This window comes from Gaoshiqia hydrogeniformans (genome assembly GCF_049347105.1).
Classification (GTDB): Bacteria; Bacteroidota; Bacteroidia; order Bacteroidales; family Prolixibacteraceae; genus Gaoshiqia; species Gaoshiqia hydrogeniformans.
Map to the genome: position 1 here is coordinate 80,566 of NZ_CP186334.1, position 11,898 is coordinate 92,463.

Genomic DNA, 11,898 nt, shown 5'->3' on the forward strand with positions numbered 1-11,898 from the left:
GGTCATTTTTTTAGTTCCCTTTTCAGAAAGTAAAGACGGTAGCTTAGATCTTGCTCGCTATAAACCTCAAAGCCAAATTTGCTGTACCAAGGAAGGTTTCGAACGGTAGAAGTCTCCAGGTAGATCGGCCGATTATTTTTGCTGCTGTGGTCGATAATTGCTTGGAGCATGGCGCTACCCAGCCCGTTATTTTGGTCTGCGAGGCCAACGCCAATGAACCATAAGTAGGTCATCGCCTCTTTGGGCTGAATTTTCTTAATTAGTGCTTCCCGGTCAAGCGCCTTCTTTATATTTTTGACCCCAACGCACTTCATGATTAGTTTAACATCTAACAAGATTGATTTGAGGCTGGTTTTCTTCTTATCGGGGTACACGATAAGGGCACAGGCTTTATTATCTTCAGAAATGAACACCTCGCCAAATAAAGAACATACCTCGAAGGAATAATCCATTAAAGCCCGGATTCGCTGAATCCGTTTTTTATCCTGGGTCACGATATAATTAACACTTTGGTTGGATTCAAAGGATTGGGTAAGAATATCAATGATGAAATTCTTATCTTCTTGAGTAGCCCGTCTCATAGTACAAAATTTTTGAAGTGAACAATCAAAAAACTTCAGCGACAATATGTCGAATAAATTACTCGGAAGATGCTATTCAAAACCTAATCATTAGGAACAAGTAAAAAATCATAATTGTTTTAAATCATTGGAAAGGTTTAATAGATTTGTATCAATTTTTTCTGGAATCAGGGTTTAATGGATTCTATTGGGGGGTCGATTCAGGTAAAGGAATCCCACATCCCGAGGTAATAGCAAAAATCCGAAAAAATACAGGAATGCCTAAACCTCTTTATTGTTGGGTGAAGTAGTTTCCCATCCGCATACTTTATATAATTCACAAGAGAAGAAGTACTCGAAGGATAAAAGCGATTTCCCTGATCTTTGTCCTGGCTGGTTTGTGATGTTATGCTCTTTTGGGCATGTTCTCCGAGCAGTTGCTCTTTATTTTGTTTTTTGTGATAGTCTTCCGGTTTTATCCGGTATTCATCAAGCAACTCTTTGCCGGATTCATAACCGTTTTTGACAATATCTCCAATTACGTTTGCCATTTCTGAAACGGCGTTTATAGGTACTTTGAAGAAACTGAGTTGGGTGAGATTTTTGCTCTGCCGCATGAAATTGGCAAATAAATTTTCCAGGGCATTACCGTGCCTGTTGCTTTGCAGAAAATTGGGATTGGTTTTATTTTGGGGCGATACAGTTTTGGGAGTCCCGTTCTTTTTCAGTTCTCCTGTTGCTGTTTTTACAACCTGGCTGGGTCAATTTCTCAATAAAGAATACGAGTTTACATCTGGTTATTGTCCGGATAATGGCTGTCTTTCCATCTCATCCGTAAAGTGGTTGGCGTTTTGTTGCTGAAGATGATGTTCAGCTAAAGGGATGAATCGGTTGTGTACTGGTGGCAGGAAAATCCTTATGGACAACACTTCTGAGGTAAAACGTTCTTTCAGTACGAAATCGGGTTGGCCCGACCGAGCTGATCAGGTTTAGGGAAAGGATAGGAGAATAAGGGGTAGGAAAGCTGTTGAAGCTATTTATTTGCCTGTTCAGCAGAAAAGAAGTTGAAGAAAAAGAAGTTTGTAATGACACCACGGTATAGGAAAAGAATATCACCTATCCGACTGGCATTTGTACAAGAGCACATTTCATATTCCCAAAATGGATTGCCTCTCGCAGGAGAACATTATCCGCATGAAGCTGGATGGTGTTGACGGCAAACGTCAATTGAAATTTGATCTTGAAAATCGTAAGCTTTCCGTCTTTCATTGGGTGAAAATCAAGAAATCACAAAGCAACTGGAGAGCCTGAAGCTTGGTGCGACTCCTGTTGAAACTGAGACCATCGATGATTTTGGGTATCATACGGAGAGCATGGGTAGTCAGACTAAATTATTGTGGGAAGTTTGCTTATCAAATTCGACTTTTTTTGTTGAGATTACCCCATGCTATATGTTCCCCAGCTGCCATGATCGGCGCCAGCAACTTTTTTGAACTGGCCGTAGCCAATGCTTTGTTTGGACTACAATCGCTTGCTGCTTTGGTAACCGTTGTTGCTGTTTTAGTTGAGTACCGGTCATGTTGTCGTTGGTGGCCACGACTAATAGGTGGAGATATTAGCTAGTGCAGGTGATTCAACATCCGATTAAGACTCTGTAGGGACATGGATTTTTAATAAAAATATCCACGGGCCCGTTTGATTCGAATAGTTCAGTTTCTTATATATCAGAAACAACAATCTAAAGGTATGGACAACGCTGACTGAACTGTCTCAGCCGTCAACGAACAAGCACAGGACAAGCTTCATTTGGAGTTTTTAACGCTCCTGTTTCGTCCTTGCAGTTTTTCTTTCCGTTTAACAACTGTTTTTGAACGGCTTTAAGTTCCTGAATTTTTTGATCAATCAGTAAAACTTTCTCATCAATCTTATGCGAAACGTTTTTACAAGTTGCTTCGTTGACATCAATCATATCAAGCAGTTCGGACACTTCATTCAGTGTGAACCCAAAACTTTTTAATTGTTTTATGGATAACAATCGTTTCAAAGTTTCTTTTGAATATTCTTTGTAGTTGTTAAACTTACTTTCCTTTTTGCCAATAGTTATCAGCCCCTGCTTTTCGTAAAAGCGTATAGTATCTCTTGATAGCCCACAAGCCTCTGATAGTTTGCCTATTAACATCGTTATGATTTTTTTTTGATTTTTTACTTGACCGTGGACTATACTCCACGGTTTATCTTTGCAAATATAAAACACAAAATACAATAGGCAATTATATGTAATCTATTAAGAATTTCAACAGTAACATTGGTATTCTCAATGTTAACAGCTTGTAGTTATGCACAAAATCAATATTCAACATCATCAAAAAAGAAAATAATGGATAAGCAGAAAGAAACAATTTGCAGTAATGGCTGCACTGTAAAAAGCAAACCAGTACAAATGTCTTGCAAATTGACAACACCCGAACTCCGGGAAAGAAAGGAAACGGTTATTGCAAGTTTAAAACGACAAATCATTGACAAAAAGGAACTCAAAAACGGTTATGCATTTAAGTTTTCGGGTACAGACAAAATCTTGGACGAGCTCATAGAGTTTATTAAAACCGAAAGAGCATGTTGCGATTTTTTTACCTTTACTATTTCTATTAGTGGCGACAACACCGAAGCTTGGCTGGAACTGACAGGTGCAGACGGAGTGAAAGAGTTTATCACGGCAGAACTTGGATTTTAATGCACCCGATAGCCATTTTTCAAGCGTCAACCGGTTAGCAACCAGCCTAATGACCTTGTTTGCTTTTTCTTTGTTTGGTAAAGTCAACACCGACCCGAAATTGCCGGATTACTGAACTCTGGACTGCCACTATTTTTCAGCCTGGATTTCCCAGGCTGTATACAATGTGGCTCTAAAGTAGTCGAGGAAAATGTCTTTTGTTGTGAATATGGTTGTGAAAGGAGTTTGTTCCAATTGCGACAAATAAACTCTGCAACTTGGTTGCAGAAATATTTTTTCTATCTTTGTCATTATTTTATTAATTGATTTTTAATATCATAGTCGGTTGATTTTTAAAGGACAACATATAGAAAGATTTTTTACCTTTTTGGCAGGGCTGATTATTTTGGCCCATACTGTTGTGCCGCACCATCACCATTTAGAGATTACACACTCATCAGAAGAGGAAGCAGCCTGTGAAACTCCTGTTCAGGGGCAAAATTCGGAAAAACCAGACACGCATTGTCATGCATTTAATATTCTGGTGTCTGAAAAGACAAGCACTACATCATTAAATCAGTCTTTATCTGACCATTTCAATTTCTTCCCGGCTGGAATTATTGTTCAAAGTGAAATTCCACCTGTAAAAGACATTACCACAACTATCTTTGGCAATCATGCCATTTTCATAAAACAATTCTTCTATACCGCTCACTCACTCCGGGCGCCTCCTGCAATTGCTTAACTTTTGTTTGAATTAACAGACCGGTAAAACAGCCGGCCTATATGTTTACTTAATCTTTTTGATATGAAAAAGAAGAAGTTAAGCAAGCAACAATTACGGGAAAAACAAAAAATCGAGAATAAAAAGTTTAATCGAACACTTATTGTCAGTTTCAGTTTACTGATGATCGCAACAATTTCTGTCCTAATTTTTTATACCTACAAGTGCGATACCCGGTTTCTGTATCACAAATGGGCGTGGTATGACAATGAAGTTCCCGGCGAATGGGCTTGCATGAACGGCGACAACTTACAGTTACATAAATCTTCAAAAGTCATATATAAAAACAAGGTGTATTATTTCTGCAGCGAGAAATGTTTTAACCACCTTACAGAGTACTTTATGGAAGTTGCGATGGTGCCCGATGCTTTTTCGGGCGATTCAATTAACAAAGCTGATGCCTTAATCGGGTTAAAAGAAAAAGGAAAACCGGAATTGGTTTATTTTAAAAATCAAGAAACGATGAACAAATACTATGACCAAAGAAATAAATAGAGTTTTAACAAATAAAATCAATAGGAAATGATAAACAGAATCATAGCATTTTCAATAAAAAACAAATTTATTGTAGGGCTGCTCACGCTGGCTCTCATTGGAGTGGGAATATACTCCATGTCCACGGTAAATCTCGGTTCGGTGCCTGATATCACCAATAACCAGGTGCAGGTGATTACCGTATCCGAGAACCTTTCCACAGAAGACATAGAGCAATTTGTGACTTACCCTGTGGAGCTGGCCATGGCAAATTTGCCGGGGGTAACAGAAATAAGATCTATATCGAGGTTTGGCCTTTCGGTGGTAACTATTGTATTTGAGGACAAAATGGAAACTTACCTGCCCCGGCAACTGGTTTCGGAAAAACTCAGTGAAGTAAAAGAGCAAATTCCTGAAAAATTTGGTTCCCCTTCAATGGGACCAATTACCACAGGCCTGGGAGAGATTTATCAATATACCATCAAACCTATGTCCGGTTACGACACCGTTTATTCTGCAACTGAACTCCGAACCATTCAGGACTGGATTGTAAAACGGCAAATGGCAATGGTCGACGGTGTGATAGAAGTGAATGCCTTTGGTGGGAAAGTTAAACAGTATGAAATAGCCATCAACCCTGAAAAACTCAATGCCATAGATGTTTCTATTTCAGAAGTATTTGAAGCATTAGAACGCAATAATGTGAATACTGGGGGCGCCTATATCGAAAAAAATAACATGGCCAACTTTATCCGGGGCGAAGGCCTGGTGCGTTCGCTGGATGATATCCGTAACATCGTCATCCGAAATGAAGATGGTATTCCAATCCTGATTAGGGACGTAGCAGAAAAGGTTCACTTTGGGAGCCAGGTAAGGTACGGGGCTTTCACACAGGATGGGCAAGAAGCAGTTGGGGGAATGGTGCTTATGCTCCGTGGAGAAAACCCGAATGCTGTGATCAAGAATGTAAAGGAAAGGATGAAAGAAGTCCAGAAATCATTGCCCGAGGGGCTGGAAATTAAACCCTTTCTGGATAGAAGCGAACTTATTGCCAGAACCACTGATACTGTTAAGAAAAACCTGCTGGAAGGGGCTTTGATTGTAATATTTGCGCTGGTGATATTGCTGGGTAGCCTGCGGGGCGGTATTGTTACTGCCACTACGATTCCCCTGTCGCTTCTTTTTGCTTTTATTTTGATGAAACATTTCAATGTTTGGGCCAACCTGATGAGCCTGGGAGCCATTGATTTTGGAATCATCATAGATGGCGCGGTAATTATTATTGAAGGAACGGTGTATGAAATACAGAAACGTATAAAAGCGGGTAAGCACCTCTTTAACCAGAAAGCAATGGACGAGGTGGCTTATGATTCAGGAAGCACCATGATGAGTTCTGCTTTTTTCGGACAAATCATTATTCTTATTGTTTTTGCGCCCATACTTTTTCTAACCGGCGTGGAAGGAAAAATGTTTCAGCCAATGGCATACACCTTCGGGTTTGCAATGATTGGCGCCATTCTTCTTTGTCTCACTTACGTGCCTATGATGTCGGCCTTGTTTATGAAGCCGATCCAAAACAAAAAGAACTGGTTTGGAAATTTTGAACGGAAACTGGAAGCGTTCAGTGAGAAAATTATTGGTGCAATTCATCGGGTGTACCTTCCGTTTTTAAGATTTGCTTTACGCTTTAAAGCTCTTGTTATTATAACATCCATTGTGATATTGAGCGTTGCTGTATATACTTTTTCCCGGATGGGAGGTGAATTTGTTCCCCAGTTGGATGAGGGAGATATTGCCATGCAGGCGTTGATTCGTCCTGGTAGCGGACTTGATGAAGCGATAGATGTTTCCATCACGATTGAGAATCTTTTAAAGGAAAATTTTCCTGAAGTAAAAACAGCCCTGGCCCGTATTGGGGTGGCCGATATTCCAACAGACCCCATGCCCATGGATATTGCTGATATCTTCATTGTTCTGGAAAAGGACATGGATAAATGGACAAGTGCAGAATCTACACAGGAACTAATTGGCAAAATTAAAGAACTTTTGGAAGAGCGGTTAACCGGTGTAAACCTTGTTTTTAGCCAGCCGGTCGAACTTCGTTTCAACGAATTACTTACAGGAGTCCGTGAGGATGTCGCCGTAAAATTGTTTGGCGAAGACCTTGATATACTTGCCGAGAAATCGGAGCAAATGGCCGAAATCATTCAAACCATTCCGGGAGTAGGTGATGTGAGCCCTGAACGCACATCGGGGTTGCCGCAAATGACTGTCCGCTATAACCGCGAAAAAATTGCTCAATACGGATTGGATATTCGAAAAGCGAATGAATATGTTAGCACTGCTTTTGCCGGAGGAGTAGCAGGAGCGATCTTCGAAGGCGAAAAACGTTTTGACATGGTAATCCGTTTCGATGAATCCCACCGGAAGAGTATCGACGACCTCCGGCAGCTTTTTATTGATTTACCCAATGGTACACAGGTGCCGATTAAAGAAATAGCCGATATCGACTATGTCCCTGGCCCAATGCAGATTTCACGTGAAAATACCTACCGCAGAACCTATGTAGGAATTAACACCAGGGGACGCGATGTTGAATCGGTAGTTACCGATATTCAGGAAAAACTGGATGCAGAATTGGACTTGCCACCAGGTTATTATATTACGTATGGTGGAGAATTTGAAAACCTGCAAAGGGCAAAAAGCAGATTGATGATTGTAGTACCCATTGCACTTTTCCTGATCTTCGTATTGTTGTATTTTGCGCTAAAGTCATTTTCTCAATCCATTATGATATACATGGCAATTCCACTGGCAGCCATTGGAGGTGTGTTTGCCTTGTGGATGCGGGATATGCCTTTTAGTATTTCGGCCGGTGTTGGGTTTATTGTACTTTTTGGAGTTGCAGTACTCAATGGCCTGGTTTTAATCAACCGGTTTAATTCGCTTAAGATGGAAGGTGTTTCAGACATCAGAGAGCGTATTTTAACCGGTACAAAGGAAAGAATACGTCCAATTATGCTTACAGCATCAACTGATATCCTCGGGTTTTTACCTATGGCATTTTCAACATCTGCAGGAGCTGAAGTACAACGCCCGTTAGCTACTGTGGTTATCGGAGGCATGCTTACAGCTACATTATTAACGCTTATTGTGCTGCCGATACTCTATACTTTCGTAGAATCAAGAGGTAAAATGAAAATAAAGCCAACGGCATCAGCCAAAATATTACTGGTGTTATTTGTTGCCGGATTAATAGGTTTGCCTTCAACAACACAGGCTCAGGAGAATTCAAACTCCATCAACTCAATTGTCGAAAACCTGCCTGCCATTACACTGGAAGAAGCCAGTAAACTTGCGGTTGAAAGTTACCCGAAAATACAATCGGCACGCCTGGAGATTGAAAATCAGGAAGTACTGAAAAAAACTGCGTGGGATTTGGGAAGCACGGAAATCTTCACCGGAAAAGAGGAAGTTGGAAACGGTTCAGATGGTATTTATACTCAAATTGGGATAAAACAGGGAGGAATCGATGTATTCGGAATTTCGCCCAAATTAAAGCTTCAGGAAGAATATATTACACTGGCAGAATCAGCTCTTAACCTTACAGAAATTGAGGTGGAACGGGAAGTCAAACGTGCCTGGGGAAATGTGTATGCTACCTGGAATAATTATCGCGTGTACAATAGCCTCGACTCTATTTTTACAGACATAAAAAGGGCAGCCGAAATTAGGCTGGAAACGCAGGCAAGCTCCAGACTGGAATATCTTGCCACAATAAACGAAGCCAATCAGGTGCAAATACAAAAAGAACAGGCCTGGCGCGATTACCTCGCAGCCCTGCAAAAACTTAACGCCTGGTTTGCCGGCGATACGCTTTATACTGTTTCAAAAACACCAGTAAGCGATTTGGAAAATTCTGCCGAATTAATTTCAGGTACTACAGGCTCTCACCCTGTACTAAATTTTGCCCGGCAACGTGTAGATGTAGCAGATGCGACTATCAGGGAGCGAAAATCCCAATTTTTACCAAAACTCAGCGGAGGATACAGTAAGCAGAAAGTGGGCGGAGAAAGTGGATTTTATTCCTATGATGTGGGAATCCAAATTCCTCTTGTTTTCGGACCGGAGTTGGGCCGGGTGCAATCTGCCAAAATTGAACGCGAAATTGCTGAACAAAACTTAATGCAGACGCAACTCGAATTTAACGCCATGTACAGCAGTACACGAGAAAAATACCTCAAGTGGCTCAATTCCTGGAACTATTACAGCGATGAAGCGCTTCCCCTCGCCAGGGAACAACGCCAGGGAGCAATCACAGCATATAACGAAGGCGCCATAAACTATGTTGCTTTTTTGCAAAACATCAGAGATGCGGTGCAAATCGAGGTGGATTCATGGAATGCTTTTGGAAATTACCTGGAAAGCCGCTTTCAACTGGAATATTATTTAAAAACATCAAATTGAAAAATAAACAGAAAACAGTAATTCAAAAAATATAAAAAAATGAAAAAGTACATCATACAAATTCTCGCAATTGTTTTTCTTACAGTGGGTTTGGTTGGTTGTGGCAACAATAAGGAAGCTAATTCGGGTGCACATGAAGGTGAAGCCCATGAATCACATGAGGGCCATGAAGAAGAAGGCCATGAAGAAGAAGGGCATGAAGAAGAAGGTGGAATGCGTGAAGTGCATTTGTCGGATTTGAAGTTCAAGAGTCTTGGGATGGAGATAGATTCTTTGCCTGTACGCGCCCTTTCAGGTGTTGTTGAAGCCAACGGGCAGTTGGAAGTACCCCCGCAGCATGAAGCAACAATTACAGCAATACTGGGAGCCAATGTCACTTCCATTAAAGTGATAGAAGGCGACAAAGTAAAAAAAGGACAGGTGTTGGCTTATCTTGCCCACCCCAACCTGGTAAAATTGCAAACGGATTACCTGAAAGTCTATAACCAGGTACAATTCCTTGAAAAGGAATTTGAGCGGCAGAAACGGCTCTTTGAAGAGAAGGTTGGCTCAGGGCAAACCTTTCAGCAGGCTCAGGCCGATTATCAGGCCATGAAAGGAGAAGTAAAAGGTTACGAGGCGCAGTTAAAACTTCTCGGTATCAATGTGGAAAATATCCGGGAAGGGGACATTTATGAAACCATTCCGGTGGTAAGCCCTATTGATGGTTACATCGAAAAAGTGCTGGTACAACTTGGTCAGTACGTAGATCCGCAAAACCAAATGTTTATGGTTGTAAACAACGAGCATGTCCATGCCGACTTCATGGTATTCGAGAAAGATGTGTATAAGGTAAAGGAAGGGCAAAAAGTGTACTTCACGGTACAATCGGCGCCCGGTAAAACCCTTTCCGCCAAAATATTTGCGGTGGGTAGGCAGTTTGAACAAAACCCGAAGGCTGTGCATGTGCATGCCGAGATAGAGAAAAAAGAAGGTTACCTAATTGCAGGAATGTACATCAATGGCAAGATACACACCGAAAGTAACCTTTTGCCCGCTTTGCCCGAAGGTGCCATAGTGGAAGAAGAAGGTAAATCGTACATTTTTATGGCAGAAAAACACGAAGAAGAAGGTGAAACTGAGTGGGCATTTCAACCTGTGGAGATAATAACCGGGATAGAAGAAGAAGGATGGGTAGAAGTGAAATTGCTTGAACCACTACCGAAAAATGCAATGCTTGCCTTAAACAATGCATATTACCTGATTTCTGAAATGAAAAAAAGCCAGACGTCACACAGCCATTAAGAATAATTAGTATTGTTAAAACGCAAAAAGGTTAAAGATGAAAGAAATAAAAGCATTTGTAAAGCCATTTAAAGTAAATGATATATGTCATCATTTAATCGAAGCAGGGTTTCCCAATCTCTCAGTTTCAACAGCAGAAGGAACGGGCAACCTTGAAAACGCTGACCCCTCTGTTTCAACACAGTTCTCAATCACCGACAGCAAGGTAGCCAAGATTGAAATTGTGTGTACTAAAAACGATGTGGACCAAATCGTCGCCATCATTTCGGAACAGGGACGTACAGGAAATCCAGGCGATGGGATTATTTATGTTTCAGATGTCGAAAAAATCTACCGGGTAAAGACAGGATTGCCAAACGGCAATTAAAATCATCACGATGAAACCACTGATAGAAATGCACCGGATTGCAAGGGAAAGAGGTGGGGATTGTTTGTCAAAAAGGTATGTAAACAGCAAAGTAAAGCTACTTTGGCTTTGTGAGAAAGGGCATCAATGGTATGCGAGCCCTTTCAGTATAAAAACCAGGAAAAGTTGGTGTCCGCATTGTGCGGGCAACCAACTTTTGGGGATGGGTGCCATGCATGTTCTGGCCCGTGAAAGGGGTGGAAAATGCCTCTCAAAAGAGTATAAGAACTGTAAAACCAAAATGTTGTGGCAATGTGAGCACGGGCACAAGTTTCAATCAACCCCCGACAATATTAAACAGGGCCGGTGGTGTCCGCATTGTAGTGCTGACGGGGTTTGACGGTTTAATTATTACACTGCGGAAAATATCTTTCCCGGTCTTTTTGATTAAAACATCATTGACATGAAAAAAAAATTTAAAAGTTTGTTTTTATGGCAGCTAATCGGTGGAGGTTTCTTCATGTTTGTTCTAGCTCCACTTTTAATTGCCACATACCAATATGAATTGTCCGGCCATGAATCTTCGTTCCGGGATATTGTATCACATATTTACCAGGTTTATTTCCCACCCGAGGATATTGGAATTTTTTTTACTGATTTGGCCGTACTCATCATCGGAATTGTTTTTGCCACGCTTTTTTATCGTTACAAAAAAAGAAAATGGGTTAAGATGCCAGGCGCTTCAGATATTTTAAAGTTAATAGAAAAAGGCGAAAATGAGAAAGTAGAATTCAAATCATCACTCAGGCATGACTACCGGCAGGTTAAAACTGATAAAAACCTGGAACATGTGATTTTAAAATCAATAGCCGGGTTTTTAAATGGGAAAGGAGGTACTTTATTAATTGGTGTAAATGATTTTGGCGAAATTTTAGGCCTTGCCAACGATTATTGGTCATTAAAAAAGAAAACCAAAGATGGGTTTGAGCAAAGGTTAATGCTCATTATTTCAAATACCTTTGGGAAAGATATCTGTAGTAAAGTACATGTATCATTTCATACTATTAGCGATAAGGAAATATGTTCCTTATTCATTGAGCGCTCTAAACGTCCGGTTTATTTTAAAGAGAATAACCATACGGTATTTTTCCTGCGAACCGGAAACGTTACCAATCCGCTTTCAACCAGTGAAACGGTTGAGTATCTGGAATCAAAACGAAAACGGAATTTCAAATTCCAGAATAGATGATTTTACTATTGACGGTTTTTTTTA

At 40.7% G+C, this 11,898-nt stretch carries 11 protein-coding genes; 8 read left to right on the top strand and 3 right to left on the bottom strand.

Translation table 11 applies throughout. From position 1 onward, the window contains the following. Positions 1-2: 2 nt before the first annotated feature. The 3 genes from ACOIT5_RS00400 to ACOIT5_RS00415 form a co-directional block, all read right to left on the bottom strand. On the bottom strand, positions 3-581 hold the full coding sequence (locus ACOIT5_RS00400) for a GNAT family N-acetyltransferase (RefSeq protein ID WP_423128494.1): 579 nt from the start codon (positions 579-581) through the stop codon (positions 3-5). Between the two features lie 200 nt (positions 582-781). Further along, the gene (locus tag ACOIT5_RS00405) at positions 782-1,111 is read right to left on the bottom strand and encodes a hypothetical protein (protein ID WP_423128495.1); all 330 of its coding nucleotides are present in this window, start codon (positions 1,109-1,111) and stop codon (positions 782-784) included. 1,226 nt (positions 1,112-2,337) lie between these two features. Beyond that, entirely contained in the window at positions 2,338-2,739 is a 402-nt protein-coding gene (locus ACOIT5_RS00415; RefSeq protein ID WP_423128497.1) for a MerR family transcriptional regulator, read from the bottom strand. Positions 2,740-2,937: 198 nt separating this feature from the next. On the opposite strand from ACOIT5_RS00415, the gene ACOIT5_RS00420 reads away from it, so the two are divergent. The 8 genes from ACOIT5_RS00420 to ACOIT5_RS00455 all read left to right on the top strand — a co-directional run bounded on the left by ACOIT5_RS00420 (position 2,938) and on the right by ACOIT5_RS00455 (position 11,874). Next, a complete protein-coding gene (locus ACOIT5_RS00420) occupies positions 2,938-3,291 on the top strand; it encodes a hypothetical protein (protein ID WP_423128499.1) in 354 nt (117 codons plus the stop codon). Between the two features lie 325 nt (positions 3,292-3,616). Further along, a complete protein-coding gene (locus ACOIT5_RS00425) occupies positions 3,617-4,015 on the top strand; it encodes a hypothetical protein (RefSeq protein WP_423128500.1) in 399 nt (132 codons plus the stop codon). A 63-nt stretch (positions 4,016-4,078) separates the two neighbouring features. Beyond that, positions 4,079-4,549, top strand: a complete 471-nt coding sequence (locus tag ACOIT5_RS00430) for a hypothetical protein (RefSeq protein WP_053181916.1) — start codon at positions 4,079-4,081, stop codon at positions 4,547-4,549. 27 nt (positions 4,550-4,576) lie between these two features. Then, on the top strand, positions 4,577-8,995 hold the full coding sequence (locus ACOIT5_RS00435) for a CusA/CzcA family heavy metal efflux RND transporter (RefSeq protein ID WP_423128502.1): 4,419 nt from the start codon (positions 4,577-4,579) through the stop codon (positions 8,993-8,995). A gap of 39 nt (positions 8,996-9,034) precedes the next feature. Beyond that, positions 9,035-10,279: an efflux RND transporter periplasmic adaptor subunit gene (locus ACOIT5_RS00440; protein WP_423128503.1), complete on the top strand. Its 1,245-nt coding sequence runs from the start codon at positions 9,035-9,037 to the stop codon at positions 10,277-10,279. A 37-nt stretch (positions 10,280-10,316) separates the two neighbouring features. Beyond that, entirely contained in the window at positions 10,317-10,646 is a 330-nt protein-coding gene (locus ACOIT5_RS00445) for a P-II family nitrogen regulator (protein ID WP_423128504.1), read from the top strand. Between the two features lie 28 nt (positions 10,647-10,674). Then, positions 10,675-11,025: a zinc-ribbon domain-containing protein gene (locus tag ACOIT5_RS00450; RefSeq protein ID WP_423130596.1), complete on the top strand. Its 351-nt coding sequence runs from the start codon at positions 10,675-10,677 to the stop codon at positions 11,023-11,025. Between the two features lie 63 nt (positions 11,026-11,088). Next, positions 11,089-11,874: an AlbA family DNA-binding domain-containing protein gene (locus ACOIT5_RS00455; RefSeq protein ID WP_423128505.1), complete on the top strand. Its 786-nt coding sequence runs from the start codon at positions 11,089-11,091 to the stop codon at positions 11,872-11,874. Positions 11,875-11,898 lie beyond the last annotated feature (24 nt).

What these genes read in the sequence shown, in the direction of transcription:
- ACOIT5_RS00400 (WP_423128494.1), bottom strand. Translation starts at nt 581, where the DNA reads ATGAGACGGGCTACTCAAGAAGATAAGAATTTCATCATTGATATTCTT.
- ACOIT5_RS00405 (WP_423128495.1), bottom strand. Translation starts at nt 1,111, where the DNA reads ATGGCAAACGTAATTGGAGATATTGTCAAAAACGGTTATGAATCCGGC.
- ACOIT5_RS00415 (WP_423128497.1), bottom strand. Translation starts at nt 2,739, where the DNA reads ATGTTAATAGGCAAACTATCAGAGGCTTGTGGGCTATCAAGAGATACT.
- ACOIT5_RS00420 (WP_423128499.1), top strand. Translation starts at nt 2,938, where the DNA reads ATGGATAAGCAGAAAGAAACAATTTGCAGTAATGGCTGCACTGTAAAA.
- ACOIT5_RS00430 (WP_053181916.1), top strand. Translation starts at nt 4,079, where the DNA reads ATGAAAAAGAAGAAGTTAAGCAAGCAACAATTACGGGAAAAACAAAAA.
- ACOIT5_RS00435 (WP_423128502.1), top strand. Translation starts at nt 4,577, where the DNA reads ATGATAAACAGAATCATAGCATTTTCAATAAAAAACAAATTTATTGTA.
- ACOIT5_RS00440 (WP_423128503.1), top strand. Translation starts at nt 9,035, where the DNA reads ATGAAAAAGTACATCATACAAATTCTCGCAATTGTTTTTCTTACAGTG.
- ACOIT5_RS00445 (WP_423128504.1), top strand. Translation starts at nt 10,317, where the DNA reads ATGAAAGAAATAAAAGCATTTGTAAAGCCATTTAAAGTAAATGATATA.
- ACOIT5_RS00450 (WP_423130596.1), top strand. Translation starts at nt 10,675, where the DNA reads ATGCACCGGATTGCAAGGGAAAGAGGTGGGGATTGTTTGTCAAAAAGG.
- ACOIT5_RS00455 (WP_423128505.1), top strand. Translation starts at nt 11,089, where the DNA reads ATGAAAAAAAAATTTAAAAGTTTGTTTTTATGGCAGCTAATCGGTGGA.